At 24.7% G+C, this 20,421-nt stretch carries 31 protein-coding genes; 10 read left to right on the plus strand and 21 right to left on the minus strand.

Annotated features, from left to right (window positions below):
• Positions 1 to 134: 134 nt before the first annotated feature.
• Entirely contained in the window at positions 135 to 1,475 is a 1,341-nt protein-coding gene (locus tag AACL02_RS04775; protein ID WP_339043073.1) for an IS1595 family transposase, read from the minus strand.
• Between AACL02_RS04775 and AACL02_RS04780 the strand changes: the two genes are divergently transcribed.
• Positions 1,421 to 1,624, plus strand: coding sequence for a hypothetical protein (locus AACL02_RS04780; RefSeq protein WP_339043075.1), 204 nt, complete (start codon positions 1,421 to 1,423; stop codon positions 1,622 to 1,624). The two genes, AACL02_RS04775 and AACL02_RS04780, sit on opposite strands and share 55 nt — an antisense overlap.
• A gap of 219 nt (positions 1,625 to 1,843) precedes the next feature.
• Here the strand turns inward: AACL02_RS04780 and AACL02_RS04785 are convergent, their stop codons facing one another.
• Both AACL02_RS04785 and AACL02_RS04790 read right to left on the minus strand, forming a co-directional pair.
• Positions 1,844 to 2,443, minus strand: coding sequence for a LemA family protein (locus AACL02_RS04785; protein ID WP_252319773.1), 600 nt, complete (start codon positions 2,441 to 2,443; stop codon positions 1,844 to 1,846).
• Between the two features lie 143 nt (positions 2,444 to 2,586).
• Positions 2,587 to 2,889, minus strand: a complete 303-nt coding sequence (locus AACL02_RS04790; protein WP_339043077.1) for a JAB domain-containing protein — start codon at positions 2,887 to 2,889, stop codon at positions 2,587 to 2,589.
• Positions 2,890 to 3,216: 327 nt separating this feature from the next.
• On the opposite strand from AACL02_RS04790, the gene AACL02_RS04795 reads away from it, so the two are divergent.
• A complete protein-coding gene (locus AACL02_RS04795; protein ID WP_339043598.1) occupies positions 3,217 to 3,705 on the plus strand; it encodes an IS1595 family transposase in 489 nt (162 codons plus the stop codon).
• A gap of 77 nt (positions 3,706 to 3,782) precedes the next feature.
• Here the strand turns inward: AACL02_RS04795 and AACL02_RS04800 are convergent, their stop codons facing one another.
• Both AACL02_RS04800 and AACL02_RS04805 read right to left on the minus strand, forming a co-directional pair.
• Positions 3,783 to 4,223 (minus strand): UPF0758 domain-containing protein, encoded by a 441-nt coding sequence (locus tag AACL02_RS04800; protein WP_339043079.1) that lies wholly within the window; start codon positions 4,221 to 4,223, stop codon positions 3,783 to 3,785.
• Complete coding sequence (locus AACL02_RS04805; RefSeq protein WP_339043081.1) at positions 4,213 to 4,470, minus strand: hypothetical protein; 258 nt, start codon at positions 4,468 to 4,470, stop codon at positions 4,213 to 4,215. The genes AACL02_RS04800 and AACL02_RS04805 overlap by 11 nt, the downstream gene beginning before the upstream one ends.
• A gap of 88 nt (positions 4,471 to 4,558) precedes the next feature.
• On the opposite strand from AACL02_RS04805, the gene AACL02_RS04810 reads away from it, so the two are divergent.
• A complete protein-coding gene (locus AACL02_RS04810; protein ID WP_339043083.1) occupies positions 4,559 to 4,837 on the plus strand; it encodes a transposase in 279 nt (92 codons plus the stop codon).
• Positions 4,838 to 4,878: 41 nt separating this feature from the next.
• Positions 4,879 to 5,202, plus strand: a complete 324-nt coding sequence (locus AACL02_RS04815; RefSeq protein WP_339043085.1) for an IS3 family transposase — start codon at positions 4,879 to 4,881, stop codon at positions 5,200 to 5,202.
• Positions 5,203 to 5,249: 47 nt separating this feature from the next.
• Here the strand turns inward: AACL02_RS04815 and AACL02_RS04820 are convergent, their stop codons facing one another.
• Entirely contained in the window at positions 5,250 to 5,501 is a 252-nt protein-coding gene (locus tag AACL02_RS04820; RefSeq protein ID WP_339043087.1) for a hypothetical protein, read from the minus strand.
• Between AACL02_RS04820 and AACL02_RS04825 the strand changes: the two genes are divergently transcribed.
• Positions 5,447 to 6,268, plus strand: coding sequence for an IS1595 family transposase (locus tag AACL02_RS04825; RefSeq protein WP_339043089.1), 822 nt, complete (start codon positions 5,447 to 5,449; stop codon positions 6,266 to 6,268). The genes AACL02_RS04820 and AACL02_RS04825 overlap by 55 nt on opposite strands.
• Here the strand turns inward: AACL02_RS04825 and AACL02_RS12470 are convergent.
• The gene (locus AACL02_RS12470; RefSeq protein WP_339042102.1) at positions 6,254 to 6,391 is read right to left on the minus strand and encodes a hypothetical protein; all 138 of its coding nucleotides are present in this window, start codon (positions 6,389 to 6,391) and stop codon (positions 6,254 to 6,256) included. The genes AACL02_RS04825 and AACL02_RS12470 overlap by 15 nt on opposite strands.
• A gap of 13 nt (positions 6,392 to 6,404) precedes the next feature.
• Here AACL02_RS12470 and AACL02_RS04830 point away from each other — a divergent pair, with 13 nt between their 5' ends.
• Positions 6,405 to 6,623 (plus strand): transposase, encoded by a 219-nt coding sequence (locus AACL02_RS04830; RefSeq protein ID WP_422397843.1) that lies wholly within the window; start codon positions 6,405 to 6,407, stop codon positions 6,621 to 6,623.
• 95 nt (positions 6,624 to 6,718) lie between these two features.
• Here AACL02_RS04830 and AACL02_RS04835 read toward each other — a convergent pair whose 3' ends face one another.
• From AACL02_RS04835 to AACL02_RS04855, 5 genes are all read right to left on the minus strand, one after another.
• Positions 6,719 to 7,495 (minus strand): Nif3-like dinuclear metal center hexameric protein, encoded by a 777-nt coding sequence (locus AACL02_RS04835; RefSeq protein WP_338976242.1) that lies wholly within the window; start codon positions 7,493 to 7,495, stop codon positions 6,719 to 6,721.
• A gap of 8 nt (positions 7,496 to 7,503) precedes the next feature.
• Positions 7,504 to 8,856: a sigma-70 family RNA polymerase sigma factor gene (locus AACL02_RS04840; protein WP_339043091.1), complete on the minus strand. Its 1,353-nt coding sequence runs from the start codon at positions 8,854 to 8,856 to the stop codon at positions 7,504 to 7,506.
• Positions 8,857 to 8,888: 32 nt separating this feature from the next.
• Positions 8,889 to 10,676, minus strand: coding sequence for a DNA primase (gene dnaG / locus AACL02_RS04845; RefSeq protein WP_339043093.1), 1,788 nt, complete (start codon positions 10,674 to 10,676; stop codon positions 8,889 to 8,891).
• Positions 10,677 to 10,680: 4 nt separating this feature from the next.
• Positions 10,681 to 12,084, minus strand: a complete 1,404-nt coding sequence (locus tag AACL02_RS04850; protein ID WP_422397844.1) for a glycine--tRNA ligase — start codon at positions 12,082 to 12,084, stop codon at positions 10,681 to 10,683.
• A 132-nt stretch (positions 12,085 to 12,216) separates the two neighbouring features.
• The gene (locus AACL02_RS04855; RefSeq protein WP_339043098.1) at positions 12,217 to 12,348 is read right to left on the minus strand and encodes a hypothetical protein; all 132 of its coding nucleotides are present in this window, start codon (positions 12,346 to 12,348) and stop codon (positions 12,217 to 12,219) included.
• Between the two features lie 11 nt (positions 12,349 to 12,359).
• Between AACL02_RS04855 and AACL02_RS04860 the strand changes: the two genes are divergently transcribed.
• The gene (locus tag AACL02_RS04860) at positions 12,360 to 13,115 is read left to right on the plus strand and encodes an IS1595 family transposase (RefSeq protein WP_339043100.1); all 756 of its coding nucleotides are present in this window, start codon (positions 12,360 to 12,362) and stop codon (positions 13,113 to 13,115) included.
• On the opposite strand, the gene AACL02_RS04865 is transcribed toward AACL02_RS04860, so the two are convergent.
• Positions 13,101 to 13,409, minus strand: a complete 309-nt coding sequence (locus tag AACL02_RS04865; RefSeq protein ID WP_339043102.1) for a hypothetical protein — start codon at positions 13,407 to 13,409, stop codon at positions 13,101 to 13,103. The genes AACL02_RS04860 and AACL02_RS04865 overlap by 15 nt on opposite strands.
• On the opposite strand from AACL02_RS04865, the gene AACL02_RS04870 reads away from it, so the two are divergent.
• Positions 13,390 to 14,211, plus strand: a complete 822-nt coding sequence (locus tag AACL02_RS04870; protein WP_281748321.1) for an IS1595 family transposase — start codon at positions 13,390 to 13,392, stop codon at positions 14,209 to 14,211. The genes AACL02_RS04865 and AACL02_RS04870 overlap by 20 nt on opposite strands.
• A 418-nt stretch (positions 14,212 to 14,629) precedes the next feature.
• Here the strand turns inward: AACL02_RS04870 and era are convergent, their stop codons facing one another.
• From era to AACL02_RS04895, 5 genes are all read right to left on the minus strand, one after another.
• On the minus strand, positions 14,630 to 15,526 hold the full coding sequence (gene era, locus AACL02_RS04875; RefSeq protein ID WP_338976253.1) for a GTPase Era: 897 nt from the start codon (positions 15,524 to 15,526) through the stop codon (positions 14,630 to 14,632).
• A gap of 3 nt (positions 15,527 to 15,529) precedes the next feature.
• On the minus strand, positions 15,530 to 15,964 hold the full coding sequence (cdd, locus tag AACL02_RS04880) for a cytidine deaminase (protein ID WP_281748063.1): 435 nt from the start codon (positions 15,962 to 15,964) through the stop codon (positions 15,530 to 15,532).
• An 11-nt stretch (positions 15,965 to 15,975) separates the two neighbouring features.
• On the minus strand, positions 15,976 to 16,446 hold the full coding sequence (gene ybeY, locus AACL02_RS04885; protein ID WP_281748062.1) for an rRNA maturation RNase YbeY: 471 nt from the start codon (positions 16,444 to 16,446) through the stop codon (positions 15,976 to 15,978).
• 46 nt (positions 16,447 to 16,492) lie between these two features.
• Positions 16,493 to 16,897 carry a hypothetical protein gene (locus tag AACL02_RS04890; protein WP_339043105.1) on the minus strand — a complete coding sequence of 135 codons (405 nt, stop codon included), beginning with the start codon at positions 16,895 to 16,897 and terminating at the stop codon, positions 16,493 to 16,495.
• Between the two features lie 138 nt (positions 16,898 to 17,035).
• Positions 17,036 to 17,857, minus strand: coding sequence for an IS1595 family transposase (locus AACL02_RS04895; protein WP_339043107.1), 822 nt, complete (start codon positions 17,855 to 17,857; stop codon positions 17,036 to 17,038).
• On the opposite strand from AACL02_RS04895, the gene AACL02_RS04900 reads away from it, so the two are divergent.
• Positions 17,803 to 17,931 (plus strand): hypothetical protein, encoded by a 129-nt coding sequence (locus AACL02_RS04900; protein ID WP_339043109.1) that lies wholly within the window; start codon positions 17,803 to 17,805, stop codon positions 17,929 to 17,931. The two genes, AACL02_RS04895 and AACL02_RS04900, sit on opposite strands and share 55 nt — an antisense overlap.
• A 373-nt stretch (positions 17,932 to 18,304) precedes the next feature.
• Here the strand turns inward: AACL02_RS04900 and AACL02_RS12475 are convergent, their stop codons facing one another.
• On the minus strand, positions 18,305 to 18,628 hold the full coding sequence (locus AACL02_RS12475; RefSeq protein ID WP_422397845.1) for an ATP-binding cassette domain-containing protein: 324 nt from the start codon (positions 18,626 to 18,628) through the stop codon (positions 18,305 to 18,307).
• On the minus strand, positions 18,629 to 19,450 hold the full coding sequence (locus AACL02_RS04905) for a hypothetical protein (protein ID WP_339043111.1): 822 nt from the start codon (positions 19,448 to 19,450) through the stop codon (positions 18,629 to 18,631). It abuts the gene before it with no gap.
• On the opposite strand from AACL02_RS04905, the gene AACL02_RS04910 reads away from it, so the two are divergent.
• Positions 19,396 to 20,217, plus strand: a complete 822-nt coding sequence (locus AACL02_RS04910; protein WP_339043113.1) for an IS1595 family transposase — start codon at positions 19,396 to 19,398, stop codon at positions 20,215 to 20,217. The genes AACL02_RS04905 and AACL02_RS04910 overlap by 55 nt on opposite strands.
• On the opposite strand, the gene AACL02_RS04915 is transcribed toward AACL02_RS04910, so the two are convergent.
• Positions 20,203 to 20,376, minus strand: a complete 174-nt coding sequence (locus tag AACL02_RS04915; RefSeq protein WP_339043115.1) for a hypothetical protein — start codon at positions 20,374 to 20,376, stop codon at positions 20,203 to 20,205. The genes AACL02_RS04910 and AACL02_RS04915 overlap by 15 nt on opposite strands.
• Positions 20,377 to 20,421 lie beyond the last annotated feature (45 nt).

The following is a 20,421-nucleotide window of genomic DNA, read 5'->3' on the forward strand; positions in this document are numbered from 1 at the left end:
AATATTTTATAATTAATAACTAATTTATTTTTAACAATTTTAAAAAAATAAAGGCTTTTCTCCCTTTATGTACTATTTTAATTTTATCACATAAATGCTGAGAAAAGCCTATCTACGGACTTCTCCCCACATTTTTAAATCAAACATAGAATTACAGTTTCAAAACTAGGTATCTTGTTGAATTTATATGCAGCTTCTTTAGCATATAAATGAACATGATGTTTTGCAACTTTGATATGTGTTTTAAATGTTCTTCTTATATGTTTTCAAACTGATTCAATTTGGTTGGTATTTACACCAATTTTTGAAACATAGCCATCTTGATGGTTAACTGTTTCATGCTTAGTGAAAACTGATTTAAAATCGCAATATCCTTTTCAAGAATCAGTATATACAAGACATTTTGAAGAAATGTGGTTTTTTGCAAACTGCAAAAGATTTTTACTCTTTGCGTTTTTCAATACTTTCACAATTAAATTATTGGTTGTTTTTTGATAAATGCCAACAATCAAGGTTTTATTCACCAAGGATCTTCCTTGTTTTTTAAAACCCATATGTGAAAGATACATTTCATCAATTTGCACTGTACCTTCAACAATAAATTGAGGTTTTTGTTTTGCAATACGTGTTCTGATTTTATGAGTCATTCTTCAAGCAGTTTTCAAAGTCACTCCCAATTCTTTTGCAATATCTGTTGATGGAATTCCATGTTTGGTGTTTATTCATCTAAAGATAAGATAAAACCAAGATGTTAAAGATGTTTGTGACCTTGAAAATATGGTGCCTGTGAGAATGCTAAATGTTTGATTACATTTTAAACATCTCATTCTTTTTAAATCAGAAGTATTCAAATTAAAATTAAAACACCTAATACATTTGTTTTCTTTCAAATTTGCTATATATGCAAGACATTGCTGTTCAGTTTGAAAAGCATTGTTGAATTCATTCAGTTTCATTATTCCCTCCACAAGTACATGTGGGGAGAAGTCCGTTAAATTATTGGTTGTTTTTTGATAAATGCCAACAATCAAGGTTTTATTCACCAAGGATCTTCCTTGTTTTTTAAAACCCATATGTGAAAGATACATTTCATCAATTTGCACTGTACCTTCAACAATAAATTGAGGTTTTTGTTTTGCAATACGTGTTCTGATTTTATGAGTCATTCTTCAAGCAGTTTTCAAAGTCACTCCCAATTCTTTTGCAATATCTGTTGATGGAATTCCATGTTTGGTGTTTATTCATCTAAAGATAAGATAAAACCAAGATGTTAAAGATGTTTGTGACCTTGAAAATATGGTGCCTGTGAGAATGCTAAATGTTTGATTACATTTTAAACATCTCATTCTTTTTAAATCAGAAGTATTCAAATTAAAACTAAAACACCTAATACATTTGTTTTCTTTCAAATTTGCTATATATGCAAGACATTGCTGTTCAGTTTGAAAAGCATTTTTGAATTCATTCAGTTTCATTATTCCCTCCACAAGTACATGTGGGGAGAAGTCCGAAAATAAATATGCAAACAAAAAAATTCATAATAAAAACATTAAAAAAGAAAAATTTGAAAAAATTTGAAAAAAAATATTCATATTACTTTACTACTTTCTTTAATATTTATTAAGAACTTACTTAATGAGTTAGATTATACCAAAATATAATTTTTCTTAAATAAAAAATGAAATAAAGAATAAAATAATTAAATCTAATTAATATAAATTTTAATTTTAAATAAAATACCCTTTCTTCAAACAAATCATAAATGTTTATTCAAAACAATTTATTTGTCTAAAGAAAGGGATAAAAAACTAATTTAAATATATTTTCAAAAATAAATTTAATTTTATAAGTCAATTTTAATATCTTGACGATCGCTATCTGATGCAAGAAAGTAATCTTTTGAAACTAAATTTAATGTTGATGCTACAACATTACTTGGAAAGGTTTTAATTTTACTATTGAACACTTTAACATTAGCATTATAAAATCTTCTAGCAGCAGCAATATTATCTTCACAATCTTTGGCACCTGATTGTAATTGTAAAACAGTAGTATTTGCTTTTAAATCAGGATAATTTTCTAATAAAGCATTAAATTTTCCAAAAGCTGCATTAAGTCCACTATCTGCTTTTGAAAGATCACTCATTGTTTCCATTTTTCCACTTCGTAAAGATACAACATCTGTTAATGTACTTTTTTCAAATTTCATATAACCTTTAGTAGCATCTACTAATTTTGTTAATAAATCAAAACGACGCTTTAATTGTACATCAATATCAGAAGCAGTTTCTTCAATTGATTGTTGTAATCTTAGAAAATTATTACGAGAAACAATAAATAAAATTATTGGAAATATTAAAACAAAAGATAAATAAACCATAATTTTTCCAAATAGTGACGGTTGGGCAGTAAATGATTCATTGCTAGGTTTAATTGTTGACATAATTTTCTCCTTTCTTATCAATATCTAATAACAAACTATGTTTAATAACTAGTCTATTCTTGGTAAGTTAAATATTATTTACACACTAAACCATAATAATTTTACTATATTTTTAAATTTAAGTAATGTATTTTTTTAAGTTTTTATTTAAGCTTATAATATTTTTTATTTAAATTTATACTAAAATAATTACCTTTGCCAATAATAATATGATCAACTAAGGTAATATTAAAAACCTGAAAATTTTTTTTAATTTCTTCGGTGATATATAAATCAGATAGTGAGGGTTCACTATTACCACTAGGATGATTATGAATACAAATTACTTTACTTGATTTATGAATAAGTGCCAGATGCAACATATCTTTAACATCAATTTTCATAGTATCATTAGTACCCTTATATAATAAATTTTGATGAATTAATTTACGGACTTCTCCCCACATGTACTTGTGGAGGGAATAATGAAACTGAATGAATTCAAAAATGCTTTTCAAACTGAACAGCAATGTCTTGCATATATAGCAAATTTGAAAGAAAACAAATGTATTAGGTGTTTTAGTTTTAATTTGAATACTTCTGATTTAAAAAGAATGAGATGTTTAAAATGTAATCAAACATTTAGCATTCTCACAGGCACAATATTTTCAAGGTCACAAACATCTTTAACATCTTGGTTTTATCTTATCTTTAGATGAATAAACACCAAACATGGAATTCCATCAACAGATATTGCAAAAGAATTGGGAGTGACTTTGAAAACTGCTTGAAGAATGACTCATAAAATCAGAACACGTATTGCAAAACAAAAACCTCAATTTATTGTTGAAGGTACAGTGCAAATTGATGAAATGTATCTTTCACATATGGGTTTTAAAAAACAAGGAAGATCCTTGGTGAATAAAACCTTGATTGTTGGCATTTATCAAAAAACAACCAATAATTTAATTGTGAAAGTATTGAAAAACGCAAAGAGTAAAAATCTTTTGCAGTTTGCAAAAAACCACATTTCTTCAAAATGTCTTGTATATACTGATTCTTGAAAAGGATATTGCGATTTTAAATCATTTTTCACTAAGCATGAAACAGTTAACCATCAAGATTGCTATGTTTCAAAAATTGGTGTAAATACCAACCAAATTGAATCAGTTTGAAAACATATAAGAAGAACATTTAAAACACATATCAAAGTTGCAAAACATCATGTTCATTTATATGCTAAAGAAGCTGCATATAAATTCAACAAGATACCTAGTTTTTAAACTGTAATTCTATGTTTGATTTAAAAATGTGGGGAGAAGTCCGTAGATAGGCTTTTCTCAGCATTTATGTGATAAAATTAAAATAGTACATAAAGGGAGAAAAGCCTTAATTTATTTTGATTATTTAATAATAATAAATAAAAATGTTCTTGCGTTAAATTTTGATAATATGCATTAACTAAATTAAAAACATCTTCGGGAATAATAATTTTAAAATATTTTTTTTGACTTTCAATAGTTCTTATTCTTTTTACTATTTCTAAACAACTTAAAATTTCTAAAGCCTTACTAACACCAATACCTTTAATACTCATTAAAGATTTAATAGTTACTTTATTTAAATTTTCAAGACCATTAAAATTAGTAATTATTTCTTGCGCTAAAAATAATACATTTTTTTCTTTAGTTCCTGTTCGCAAAATAATTGCTAATAATTCATTATCACTAAGAGCGTCAAAGCCATATTTAATGGCTTTTTCTCTTGGTTTTTTTGTATTATTAAGTTCTTTAAAATTCATAAAAAGGCGGTATTAAATGTGTTAATTTTTCTTGAAATTTATTAAATTCATCTTTAATTTTTGCTAAATCTTTACTATCATCTTTAGAACTGTCTCATTTACTTTCAATACCACCTGGTAACTTAATACTTCCTGAAACACTATTTCATAAATTTTTAATAACAGGAATTGCTATCCCCGCTAACACGGCACCCATTAAAAATTGAGCAAAACAACCACTAACTGCCTGACACTCTTGATCAGTCATTGGTTCTAAATCTTCTAAAATCTGGATGGGTTACACTTTATTGGACACTAATTACATAGACAAGTGAACAAAGAAAGGAACTATAATTATGGCCAATATTAACTCATATACCGATGAATTTAAAAAACAAATATTAGCTTTATATCAAAGTGGCAAATCAGTATCTTGCCTTGCTAAAGAATATAATGTTACAAGAGCAGCTACTTACAATTGAATTAAGCAATTTACTAATTCAGGTAGTTTTAAAACTAAAGATAATCGTTCTGTTGAAGAAAATGAATTAATTAAATTAAGAAAAGAATTAAAACAATTAAGAATGGAAAATGATATTTTAAAGCAAGCAGCACTAATAATAGGCAGAAAGTAGAGATTATTGCAAATAATAAATCTAAATATAAAATTCGCACAATGTGTCATTTTTTAAAACTCTCTAAATCAACATATTATTTTAATTTAAAGAAAAAAAATAAAATTCAAAATAATATTTATGAACAAGCTGTTATTAGTGCTTTTAAAAAAAATAAAGAAGTTTATGGTACTAGAAGATTAAAAGTCATTCTAGAAAACCAAGAAATTTATTTATCAAGACGAAAAATTAAAGAAATTATGAATAAACATAATTTAATATCAAAATACACTAAATTATCATTCAAAAATTATCATAATAAAGTCAATGATAGTCAAATAACCAATCTTGTTAATAGAAACTTTAATAATAGAGTTAAAAATTAAGTTATTGTTAGTGATTTAACTTATGTTCAAGTAAATGGTAAGTGAAACTATATTTGTTTATTAATTGACCTATTTAACAGCGAAATAATTGGACATAGTGTAGGTACTAAAAAAGATGCATCATTAGTATATCAAGCATTTATGCACTCAAATCGCTGTTTAAAAGATATTCAAATATTTCATAGTGATCGCGGTAATGAATTTAATAACGGACTTCTCCCCACATGTACTTGTGGAGGGAATAATGAAACTGAATGAATTAAAAAATGCTTTTCAAACTGAACAGCAATGTCTTGCATATATAGCAAATTTGAAAGAAAACAAATGTATTAGGTGTTTTAATTTTAATTTGAATACTTCTGATTTAAAAAGAATGAGATGTTTAAAATGTAATCAAACATTTAGCATTCTCACAGGCACCATATTTTCAAGGTCACAAACATCTTTAACATCTTGGTTTTATCTTATCTTTAGATGAATAAACACCAAACATGGAATTCCATCAACAGATATTGCAAAAGAATTGGGAGTGACTTTGAAAACTGCTTGAAGAATGACTCATAAAATCAGAACACGTATTGCAAAACAAAAACCTCAATTTATTGTTGAAGGTACAGTGCAAATTGATGAAATGTATCTTTCACATATGGGTTTTAAAAAACAAGGAAGATCCTTGGTGAATAAAACCTTGATTGTTGTCATTTATCAAAAAACAACCAATAATTTAATTGTGAAAGTCTTGAAAAACGCAAAGAGTAAAAATCTTTTGCAGTTTGCAAAAAACCACATTTCTTCAAAATGTCTTGTATATACTGATTCTTGAAAAGGATATTGCGATTTTAAATCAGTTTTCACTAAGCATGAAACAGTTAACCATCAAGATGGCTATGTTTCAAAAATTGGTGTAAATACCAACCAAATTGAATCAGTTTGAAAACATATAAGAAGAACATTTAAAACACATATCAAAGTTGCAAAACATCATGTTCATTTATATGCTAAAGAAGCTGCATATAAATTCAACAAGATACCTAGTTTTGAAACTGTAATTCTATGTTTGATTTAAAAATGTGGGGAGAAGTCCGTAGATAGGCTTTTCTCAGCATTTATGTGATAAAATTAAAATAGTACATAAAGGGAGAAAAGCCTTTAATAATAAAATTATTGATAAACTTTTACTAGCATTCAATATTAATCGCTCTTTAAGCAAAAAAGGTTGTCCTTATGATAACGCTGTTGCTGAAGCAACCTTTAAAACTTTCAAAACCGAATTTATTAATGATAAAAATTTTACATCATTAATCCAATTAAAATTAGAATTATTTGATTACATCAATTGATATAACAAAATAAGAATTCACGGCACTTTAAACTACTTAACTCCAGTTAATTATCAAAAACAAATGTCTACCAAAAAATAGTCCTAAAAAGGGTTGCCATTCCAATCATATTTATCAACCCCCTAAAACTTATTTTTATTTAAAAAATAGTTTTTTCCTTTTTAAATTTTATAAGTTTAAAAAAAAGTAATAGGATTTTCTAAATTATATTTAAAAACTTTAACTTTTGTTGATAATTTTTCAATAAGTAATTGAAAAAGAAAATCAACAAATTTTTGTTCCATATAATGACCAACCAAAATAACATTAATTTTTCTATCTTTAGCTTCCATAATATAGTTTCATTTCATTTCTCCAGTAATTAATAAATCAATATTGTTAGATAAATTACTAATAATATCACCACCAGCACCAGCAGATAAAGCAACAGTCACTATATTGTTATCACTCAATTTATTATTAACCAATTGTATATTTGCAACATTAAAATATTTTTTTAAGTTATTAATCAATTCTTTTAATGGCATTTGTCTATCAAATTTACCAACTATTGCCAACTTTTCTTCATTAATAAAATGAATATTTTTAATTTTTAATTCTTTAGCCATCAACATATTCATACCTACTAATGATATATCAAAATTAGTATGTAATGAATATACATTAATATCTGCTATTAGTATTTTACTATATAATTCTTTTTTTCAATTTGAAATATTAGATTGATTAATATCTTTAGCAAAAACTAATGGATGATGAGAAATTATTAAATCAATATTATTATTAATGGCCTCAGTTAAAACTTCATTAGTAACATCTAAACAAACTAAAATTTTATTAATATTGGTTTTTGTTTTTGATTTAATTTGTATTCCTGAAAAATCTCATTCACAAACATCTTTTAAAGGAAAATATGTTTCTAAAACATTAATTATATTATTGATAGTTAACATGTTAACTATTATCCTTTATAAAATTCTTTAATATGTTTAGATTTAGACGGATGTTTTAATTTTCTAATTGCCTTTGCTTCTATTTGTCTAATTCTTTCTCTTGTAACAATAAATTCTTTACCAACTTCTTCTAGAGTTTTTGGAGAATCGTACTTAGTAATATGACGATGAACAACCTTATCACTTAACAATTCTGTTTTATCTAAACTAGTATCATAGTGTAACTGTAAATTATTAACTACTGTTTTTAATTCAGTAATTTCTTTTTCATCTTCACAAAGTTCTAATAATCTTCTTAATTTTGTTGGTAAAATTCCAAAACGCATTCTAATAACTTTTTCTTCTCGTTTTGTTAATACTTCAGCAAAAACACGATCCAATTGTTCTCTTAATCAATGTCTTTCAGCATATTCATCGGGAGATAGCATATTTTTATCTTTAATAAAATCACCAAAATGTGTATCATCTTCTTCACCAATTGGTTTTTCTAAAGATACTGGTTCAATAGCAAGTTTTTTAATTTCACGAACACGATCGGCTGTCATGTTTTGTCCCATTTTATTGGCAATTTCCTCATGAGTAGGATCACGACCTAATTCTTGTGTTAAGTTTCTTTCAATTCTTGTTAACTTATTAATTCTTTCAACCATATGAACAGGTACACGAACCATTTTACCTTGATCAGCTAAACTTCGTGTAATTGATTGTCTAATTCATCAAGTAGCATAAGTTGAAAATTTAAAACCACGGCGATAATCAAATTTATCAACTGCTTTAATAAGACCAATATTACCTTCTTCAATTAAATCAGCAAAATCTAAACCACGATTTAAATGTTTTCTAGCAACAGAAACTACTAATTTTAAATTTGATTTAATTAATTGCTCACGACCATATGTTCTTTCCTCAACATCTTTTGATTCTAACATTTTAGCATATTTAATTTCCTCACTTTGACTCAATATTTGACTTGTTCCCAAAATATTAAAATAAGACTTAATTCCATCTTTTCTTCTTGTATCATTAGAGATCCCCATTGTATTTTTAAAACTCAAATCACTAACTAAAATATCAATATCTAAATCATCAGGTAATTGTTCATCATCAATATCGGGAAAATTAGCATCATCTTCAACTTCATCCATCAAAATATCAGTAAAGACTACTCCTTCTTTTTCTAACCGATCAAAAATTTCCTCAATCGTATCATCATCTAATTTTAAATGTGCAAACTCTTTAATGACATCTTCTTGTTTTAATTCTTTTGTTTGACTCTTTTCTAATTTTTTAATTAAATTACTTTCTACTTCCTCTAAAGTTAAAAGTTTTTTCAATTTCGTTTTTTGTTGTATAGCAGCCATATTTTCACCTTATCCTTAATTTATCATCATACTTATTTTTTCTTTATTTTATTTTTTAATACTGATATTTCTTTTAATAACAATATTTGTTTTTCAATATTTTTTTCAGATTTCAATTTATCATTGATCATTTTTATTTCATAATCAATTAGTTGATTATTAATAATTTTTAAGTAATCATTAATAATTTGAGGTTTTAAATCAAACTTTTTATTTTTATAATTATCAAGAAGTTTTTCTAAAATATTTAAAAGTGAATTACCTTTAAGTTCTTCTAAAATTAAATCAAAATTAATTGCTTCTATTTGATTATTTTGATATTTTTGACTAATTAAAAAGTATAAATTCATAAAATCTTGATTTGGAAAAATAAATTTTTCTTTTTCTAAAATTAAATAAACATTTCTTGATAACATTACTAAAAAAATAAGTTGTTCTTGTGCTTCAAAAAAAATATTTTTTACTTCTATTTTAGATTTATTTTTGATACTAAAAGTTGTAGTTACTAAATTATTATCAATATTTAAAATTTGTATTAAGTCTTCAGTGGATAAATTAGTTATTTTTGCTAACATATTTAAATAAAACTTTTGAGTAATAACATCATTGATTTTTGTTCAAATTGGAACTAATGATTTTAAAAATTCATTAAGTTCATAACTATCTTTTTTAATGTTATATTTAGTTAATGATAAATTAATTGCAAATTCAAAAGGATGAATAGTTTTTTTTATTATTTCATAAAATTTTTGAGGAAATTTATTTATTAATTCATCAGGATCAAATTTAGTATCATTATTGATAATTTGTACTTTAAAATTATTTGATAATAAAACACTAGCTATTTTTAAAGATGCTATTTTTCCTGGTAAATCACCATCTAAAAAAATAATAATATTAGTAGTAATTTTTTTTAAAAGTAAAATATGTTCTTTTGTTAAATTTGTTCCCATTAAAGCAACAACATTTTTAATATTTTGATTATTTAGAGCAATAACATCCATAAAACCTTCAGTCAAATAAATAACTTCATTTTTTTTAATATAATTTCTAACATTATTAAAGTTATATAAAATTTTACTTTTCTTAAAAAAATCTGTTTCTGGACTATTAATATATTTATAACTTTTATCTTCTCTATTATAATTTCTTGCAGAAAAACCAACACAGTCTCCATCTTCATCTTTAATAGCAAACATAATTCGATTTGAAAAGGTAGGAAGAAGTTGATCCTTATTATTAATTTTCATAAGTCCTAATTTTACAAATTCAATATTATCTTTATAACCTTGTGCATTAAGATAATCTATTAATTCATTATTAATAGGTGCATAACCAATATTAAAATATTTAATATTTTCAGTAGTAATATTACGATTTTGTAAATATTTCATTGCTTCTTGACCAATATCAGTTAGTAACTGATAACTAAAAAAATTCATTGCAATATTATTTAAAATTTTTAGTGGATTTTTTTTAGTTTCAACATTAAATTCAGATAAATTAATATCAAACTCTTTTAAATTTAAATTAACATTATCTGCTGCTTCTTTAAGAGCATTAATAAAATTAATATTTTTATATTTTTGTAAAAAAATAAAAACATTTCCTTGTTCACCACAAGAAAAACATTTATAAATTTGTTTTTCTTGTGAAATTGATAATGAAGGAGTAGAGTCTTCATGAAAAGGACAGATAGCTCAAAAATTATTGCCTTTACGGATCAAATTTAAATATTTACCCATAACTTCGACAATATTAATTTTTGCTTTAACTTCATTAATTTTTTTATTAAACTCGATATCCATATTTTTTCACACAATTCTAACAAATAATGTCTAATTTGTCATATAAATATTCTTTAAGTTGATCAACTTTAACTATAACTTGATTTGTAGTATCACGATCTCTAATTGTAACAGTACCTTTAGTTTTTGTGTCATAATCAATTGTTACACAATACATAGTACCAATACCATCTTGATAACGATAAGATTTACCAACACTTGATGATGCTTCATAAATTACTCTTAATTGTGTTTTATTTAACATTTCAAAAATTTCATATGCCTCTTTACCTAATTTTGTTTTATTTAAAGACATAACAGCTACTTGATAAGGGCAAATACTCTTATTTAATTTTAACACTAACCGTTCTTTATCGTCTTTTAAAACTTCTTTTGTAAATGCTTCACAAACTAAAGCTAATAAAAGCCTTTCAACACCAATTGAAGGTTCAATAACTGAAGGAATAACCATTCTTTTTACTGTAACATTAGGATCTTGAATCTCAAAATTTACACCAGAATTCTCACTATGTTTTGTTAAATCATAATTCCCACGATTAGCTATACCACATAATTCACTCATACCAAAAGGAAAATTATATTCAATATCAGTAGTTGCTAATGCATAATGTGCTAGTTGATTTTGTTCATGATTTTTAAATTTTATATTTTTTGAATTCAATAAACCTACTAGAGAGAGAAATTCTTTACATTGATCAACTCAATAATTAAATCAAGTATTATCATTTTTATCCTTTGGAATAAAGAAAAATTCTAATTCCATTTGTTCAAATTCTCTAGTACGAAAAATAAAATTACCAGGAGTTATCTCATTTCTAAAGCTTTTACCAATTTGACCAATACCAAATGGTACTTTTTTATTACAACTATTTCTTACATTATTAAAATTTATAAATATTCCTTGTGCGGTCTCAGGTCTTAAATAAATTTTATTTTTATCTTCTTTTAAAACACCTTGATATGTTTCAAACATTAATTGAAATTGTCTAACTTTAGTTCAATCTTCATTATTGCATTTAATACATTTAATATGATTTTGATTAATATATGTTTCTAATTTTTCATTACTTCAATTATCACAATTAATACTAGGAAAATAATGATTAATTAAATTATCAACTCGAAAGCGAGACTTACATTTTTTACAATCAATTAATGGATCACTAAAATTACTCAAATGCCCTGAAGCTTCTCAAACTTTAGATTTCATAATAATTGAACTATCTAGCCCAACATTGTATGTATTTTTTTCGACAAAAAAAACTCATCAACTTTTCTTAATATTATTTTTAAGTGCTACACCAAGCGGACCATAATCTCAACTATTAGCAAGACCTGAATAAATTTCTGATCCTTGAAAAATAAAACCATTTTCTTTTAAATGAGTAATTATTTCCTTCATTGACTTATCATTGATAATTTTATTAATCATTGCCCCTCCATTAATCATAAAAATTTTCTTAAATATCTTAAATAATACATAAAATCTCTAAAAAGAATAATCTTTTTAATAATATGTTCATAGATAGGTTTTGTCAACCTATTATAAGTGTTATATATTATTAAAAACAATATAACAACTAATTATTAAAATCGGACTTCTCCCCACATGTACTTGTGGAGGGAATAATGAAACTGAATTAATTCAACAATGCTTTTCAAACTGAACAGCAATGTCTTGCATATATAGCAAATTTGAAAGAAAACAAATGTATTAGGTGTTTTATTTTTAATTTGAATACTTCTGATTTAAAAAGAATGAGATGTTTAAAATGTAATCAAACATTTAGCATTCTCACAGGCACCATATTTTCAAGGTCACAAACATCTTTAACATCTTGGTTTTATCTTATCTTTAGATGAATAAACACCAAACATGGAATTCCATCAACAGATATTGCAAAAGAATTGGGAGTGACTTTGAAAACTGCTTGAAGAATGACTCATAAGATCAGAACACGTATTGCAAAACAAAAACCTCAATTTATTGTTGAAGGTACAGTGCAAATTGATGAAATGTATCTTTCACATATGGGTTTTAAAAAACAAGGAAGATCCTTGGTGAATAAAACCTTGATTGTTGGCATTTATCAAAAAACAACCAATAATTTAATTGTGAAAGTATTGAAAAACGCAAAGAGTAAAAATCTTTTGCAGTTTGCAAAAAACCACATTTCTTCAAAATGTCTTGTATATACTGATTCTTGAAAAGGATATTGCGATTTTAAATCAGTTTTCACTAAGCATGAAACAGTTAACCATCAAGACGGCTATGTTTCAAAAATTGGTGTAAATACCAACCAAATTGAATCAGTTTGAAAACATATAAGAAGAACATTTAAAACACATATCAAAGTTGCAAAACATCATGTTCATTTATATGCTAAAGAAGCTGCATATAAATTCAACAAGATACCTAGTTTTGAAACTGTAATTCTATGTTTGATTTAAAAATGTGGGGAGAAGTCCGTAGATAGGCTTTTCTCAGCATTTATGTGATAAAATTAAAATAGTACATAAAGGGAGAAAAGCCTTAATTAAATACAAATTAGTTATTTGATTACAATTAATACAATTAGTAAAGTTAAACTGAATTCCTTGAAATATTAAACTATGAAATAAGAAAAAAACATAAACTTTCTTAAAATTACTATTTATCATTAACTGTTCATATAAATTAAATAAAAAAGCGGACTTCTCCCCACATGTACTTGTGGAGGGAATAATGAAACTGAATGAATTCAACAATGCTTTTCAAACTGAACAGCAATGTCTTGCATATATAGCAAATTTGAAAGAAAACAAATGTATTAGGTGTTTTAATTTTAATTTGAATACTTCTGATTTAAAAAGAATGAGATGTTTAAAATGTAATCAAACATTTAGCATTCTCACAGGCACCATATTTTCAAGGTCACAAACATCTTTAACATCTTGGTTTTATCTTATCTTTAGATGAATAAACACCAAACATGGAATTCCATCAACAGATATTGCAAAAGAATTGGGAGTGACTTTGAAAACTGCTTGAAGAATGACTCATAAAATCAGAACACGTATTGCAAAACAAAAACCTCAATTTATTGTTGAAGGTACAGTGCAAATTGATGAAATGTATCTTTCACATATGGGTTTTAAAAAACAAGGAAGATCCTTGGTGAATAAAACCTTGATTGTTGGCATTTATCAAAAAACAACCAATAATTTAATTGTGAAAGTATTGAAAAACGCAAAGAGTAAAAATCTTTTGCAGTTTGCAAAAAACCACATTTCTTCAAAATGTCTTGTATATACTGATTCTTGAAAAGGATATTGCGATTTTAAATCAGTTTTCACTAAGCACGAAACAGTTAACCATCAAGATGGCTATGTTTCAAAAATTGGTGTAAATACCAACCAAATTGAATCAGTTTGAAAACATATAAGAAGAACATTTAAAACACATATCAAAGTTGCAAAACATCATGTTCATTTATATGCTAAAGAAGCTGCATATAAATTCAACAAGATACCTAGTTTTGAAACTGTAATGCTATGTTTGATTTAAAAATGTGGGGAGAAGTCCGTAGATAGGCTTTTCTCAGCATTTATGTGATAAAATTAAAATAGTACATAAAGGGAGAAAAGCCTAAAAAAGAAAAGATATTTTTATTATTAATAATAATTTTTTCTAAATAATTAATAACTATCTTGTTAAAACTCTTAATCAATTGATAACTTTTTTCATTTATAAAACTATTAAAACTTTTTATTTTTTTATATGTTATACATAAGTTTGAACAATCATAATTTTGATTAAAAATAAAAATTCAACAATCTAAAAGACTATATTTATTTAAATTGATTTTTATTTCTGGTAAAGAAACTATTTTAACACCATAATTTGATGTTAAAATAGTAACATTATTTATTGATTTAATGTAGTTAATGTTTAAAATCAAACCAGTATCAATATTAAACATATTTTAACTATAACCTAACTCTTTTAATTTTCTAGGATTATTTCTTCAATCAGGTATTACTTTTACAAAAGTTTTTAATATAATATGAGAATCAAAAATACTTTCTAAATCTGTTCTAGCTCTTATTCCAATTTCTTTAATCATACTACCTCCTTTACCAATAATAATTCCTTTTTGTGAGTCTCGTTCAACAACAATAACAGCATTAATATCAGTAATATTAGTATTTGGATTATAATTAATACTTTCAATTAATACTGCTACACTATAAGGAATTTCTTCTTCTGTTAAATTTAAAATTTTTTCACGAATAATTTCCTTAATTAAAGTATTATCTGAAACATCATCGTTATTTTCGATTAAATGATTCTTTTCACCAATTGGTAAATACTCATATAGTTTTTTCAATAATATATCTAAATTCATTTCTTTTATAGCAGAAATTGGAATTATTTCTTTAAATGGTAATAAATCTTTTCACTCATTAATTTTATCCATTAATTTTTCTTTTGTTACTAAATCAACCTTAGTTAATAAAAGTAGAATAGTTGTATTTACCCTTTCTGATAATAATTTAATAATATGTTTATCGCTATTTCCAATGTATTCATTACATGGCGCTAATAAACAAATAATGTTAGTTTCTTTAATGGCGCGATTAGCATCGCGATTCATCATTCGTCCAAGTTGGTTATTATGTTTATGAATGCCGGGAGTATCAAAAAATATGATTTGCATATCATCACTATTATAAATACCTTGAATTTGATTTCTGGTTGTTTGTGGTTTATTAGACACAATTGCCTTTTTTTCTTGAAGAATGGTATTTAATAAAGTTGATTTTCCAACATTACTTCTACCAATAAAACTAACAAAACCTGATTTAAAATTATTATTCATAAATTAATTCCCTTTCAATGAACTTGGTTTAAACGCTAAAGGTAATAAGTCTTTTACTAATATTTTACAAATTGTTTTAGTATCATTATTTTCATTTTTATTACTAATATAAATAGGACATGTTTCTGGCATAATTTCAATCATAAATTGACGACACATACCACAAGGAGAACCAACAGTTTCACTATCAGTAATTAAAAATAGACTAATAATATCTTCTTTTTTATAACCTTGAGCAATAACTTGTGACAAAGCCGCTCTTTCAGCACAAATGCCTACTGAGTATGCAGCATTTTCAACATTTACTCCTAACACTTCTTTACTATTTTTCAAAAGTACTATTGCAGCAACTCTAAATAAAGAATAAGGAGCATAAGCATTTTTTTGTATTGCTTTTGCTTTTTTCAATAATACTAATAAATCTATATCTTGTTCCATTATACCACCCCTTATTTTCTAGTAATACCAAGAATATTTAAAATTTCATCTTGTAAATCAAACATAACCTTTTCTTCTACGCTATTTTGATGATCATATCCTAATGTATGAAGTAATCCATGAATAAAAAGAAATGATAATTCTCTAATTAAACTATGGCCATATTCTTGTGCTTGCGCTACTGCCTTTGAATAACAAATATAAACATCACCTAAATCTCTAATATCAATATTAATATTTGGAAAATCATCATCATTATTTCCAAATGATAAAACATCAGGAACATAATCTTTATGACGATACATTTTATTTAATTCAATACTAGTCTGTTCGTCATTAAAAATAGCAGCAATACACCATGTAATTTTCTGTTTTAACTTAATAGCTACTGCATTTAAAATTTTTTCTGATAAAATATTAAAATTTTTAATGTCATAGTTATGATCATTGTAAATATTTACAATATTAATTTTTGCTGGCATTTATCTACCTAACTTCTTTTTGATTAAATTATATCAATATTTACATTTATGTTGTAATATTATTTCAAATAAATGTTAACAAACTTTCTTCACCAATAATTATTAATACCATTTGATTTAAATATGTATTAGAATTAATATTTTCTTCAATTAAAAGTTGATTATTATCATTTCATTTTGGAAAAAAAATTGTTAAATAACATTTATTAATAGAGAAAAAAATAGTAATTTGATTAAAACTATTAAACTTTAAACATTCTTCTCTTTTAAAATCTAATAAATAAGCAAAGTGTCCCTTATTTTCATATCTTGTCTCACTTATAAAAATAGTTTGACCATTACCAGCATAAACATGAGGAATATTAATAATTTTTAAACCTAATAAGAGTCTTAAAAAAAGAAAAATTGAACTACTCCCTAATAAATAAGTACTTTTTCTAAAAAAAATCATTATTCATTACCATCTATACTTTTATAATTATTTAAATCAATTACATTTTTAAATAAGGCTTTTCTCCCTTTATGTACTATTTTAATTTTATCACATAAATGCTGAGAAAAGCCTATCTACGGACTTCTCCCCACATTTTTAAATCAAACATAGAATTACAGTTTCAAAACTAGGTATCTTGTTGAATTTATATGCAGCTTCTTTAGCATATAAATGAACATGATGTTTTGCAACTTTGATATGTGTTTTAAATGTTCTTCTTATATGTTTTCAAACTGATTCAATTTGGTTGGTATTTACACCAATTTTTGAAACATAGCCATCTTGATGGTTAACTGTTTCATGCTTAGTGAAAACTGATTTAAAATCGCAATATCCTTTTCAAGAATCATTATATACAAGACATTTTGAAGAAATGTGGTTTTTTGCAAACTGCAAAAGATTTTTACTCTTTGCGTTTTTCAATACTTTCACAATTAAATTATTGGTTGTTTTTTGATAAATGCCAACAATCAAGGTTTTATTCACCAAGGATCTTCCTTGTTTTTTAAAACCCATATTTGAAAGATACATTTCATCAATTTGCACTGTACCTTCAACAATAAATTGAGGTTTTTGTTTTGCAATACGTGTTCTGATTTTATGAGTCATTCTTCAAGCAGTTTTCAAAGTCACTCCCAATTCTTTTGCAATATCTGTTGATGGAATTCCATGTTTGGTGTTTATTCATCTAAAGATAAGATAAAACCAAGATGTTAAAGATGTTTTTGACCTTGAAAATATGGTGCCTGTGAGAATGCTAAATGTTTGATTACATTTTAAACATCTCATTCTTTTTAAATCAGAAGTATTCAAATTAAAACTAAAACACCTAATACATTTGTTTTCTTTCAAATTTGCTATATATGCAAGACATTGCTGTTCAGTTTGAAAAGCATTGTTGAATTCATTCAGTTTCATTATTCCCTCCACAAGTACATGTGGGGAGAAGTCCGTTAAATAATTTTACTAGTGTTAAATCATGACCTGCATAAATAATAATTATTTTTTTATAATGATTCAATAATAAAGTTATTAACTTTATTTTTAAATCATTATTGATGTTACTCAAAATTTCATCTAATAAAATTACTTTTCAATCATAAAAAAATAAACTTAAGAAAATAATTATTTGTTTTTGACCTTGACTAAGATTAGCCCCATATTCTTGACAATAATAAAATGTTGTTAAACCTAAACTGCCCAAGAGATCATTAAATCCTAATTTTTGAAAATTTATTAATTTTTCTTTTGTAATATTAAATGATAAAATATTTTCTAAAACTGTACCGTTATGAATAATAGAATTTGAATGTAAATAAATACATTTTTTTGTCAAAATTCATATGAAATATTATCTAATCCAATTTAATTATTAATTAAAATTTTACCTTGAAAAGGCACATATTTCTGAATTAATAATGATAGTAAGGTTGTTTTACCAATGCCAGAAGGACCAATAATAATATTACTTTGTTTTAATATTAAATTTAAATTACTAAAAACTACTTTATTTCTTAAATTAAAATAACAATCTTTTAATACTATTTTATTAATTGATATTGAAAAAAAATTTTTGTTATTCTTATATTGTAATCTACAATTAATAAAAACCGGAAAGAAAATAAGACTATTACCAATATTTTGAAAAAAAGAATTAATATAAATACTAATACTAGTAATAAATATTAATTAAGATAGATTAATTTTACCATCAAAAATTAATATTAATGATAAATATATAGTAATAAAACTTGTTAACGAACTATTATTAATAACTAAATTATTTAATTGTCAATAATTATTAATATGTGTATTATACTTTTTAACTAATATACTTTTAATATGCAGTTGCAAATTGCGAAAAAAGGCATCTTCAAAATTTTTTTGACTTAAAATTATTTGTTGCTGCAAATCTAATTTGGTAACTAGTTCTTTTTTTACTAATGGTTTTTTTCATAACATTATTATAAAATTAATTAATACTGTTATAAAACCATTTAATAAATTTACTAATCAAATCATAAAATGAATCTTAATCAAAACTATGCTAACAATAACACTAGTAATAAAATTAATAATTATCTCTAAACTATTATGACAAAACATAGTTGATATATTATTAATATCTTGATATATTTGTAAAAAATCACTACCATTATATTTTTGTATTTCTATTGGTTTACTTTTAAATCATTTATTATGAAATAAATCTACTAAAAAGTTATTGAAATAAAAATAAAATTTTTGACATATTTTATTTAAAATATATTCAATTAAAATTTTCATTAAATTAATAAAAAAGAAACTTAATAATAAAATCATTGCTAACTGTAAACTATTATTTAAAATAATTTGATTAATAAAATGCTTATAAAATACTTGTGCTATAAAAAAGGTAGTAACCAAAAATAAATTATTAATCGGACTTCTCCCCACATGTACTTGTGGAGGGAATAATGAAACTGAATGAATTCAACAATGCTTTTCAAACTGAACAGCAATGTCTTGCATATATAGCAAATTTGAAAGAAAACAAATGTATTAGGTGTTTTAATTTTAATTTGAATAATTCTGATTTAAAAAGAATGAGATGTTTAAAATGTAATCAAACATTTAGCATTCTCACAGGCACCATATTTTCAAGGTCACAAACATCTTTAACATCTTGGTTTTATCTTATCTTTAGATGAATAAACACCAAACATGGAATTCCATCAACAGATATTGCAAAAGAATTGGGAGTGACTTTGAAAACTGCTTGAAGAATGACTCATAAAATCAGAACACGTATTGCAAAACAAAAACATCAATTTATTGTTGAAGGTACAGTGCAAATTGATGAAATGTATCTTTCACATATGGGTTTTAAAAAACAAGGAAGATCCTTGGTGAATAAAACCTTGATTGTTGGCATTTATCAAAAAACAACCAATAATTTAATTGTGAAAGTATTGAAAAACGCAAAGAGTAAAAATCTTTTGCAGTTTGCAAAAAACCACATTTCTTCAAAATGTCTTGTATATACTGATTCTTGAAAAGGATATTGCGATTTTAAATCAGTTTTCACTAAGCATGAAACAGTTAACCATCAAGATGGCTATGTTTCAAAAATTGGTGTAAATACCAACCAAATTGAATCAGTTTGAAAACATATAAGAAGAACATTTAAAACACATATCAAAGTTGCAAAACATCATGTTCATTTATATGCTAAAGAAGCTGCATATAAATTCAACAAGATACCTAGTTTTGAAACTGTAATTCTATGTTTGATTTAAAAATGTGGGGAGAAGTCCGTAGATAGGCTTTTCTCAGCATTTATGTGATAAAATTAAAATAGTACATAAAGGGAGAAAAGCCTTATTAATTATAATAATTAATGAATAATATAAATAATTTGGAATCAAAAATGGTGAAAAATTTTTAATTTTATTCATCTTTTTTTTATTAGTAATAAAGAATTTATTTATTATATTAGTTGA

This window comes from Spiroplasma endosymbiont of Apeira syringaria (assembly GCF_964020205.1).
Classification (GTDB): Bacteria; Bacillota_I; Bacilli_A; order Mycoplasmatales; family VBWQ01; genus Spiroplasma_E; species Spiroplasma_E ixodetis_A.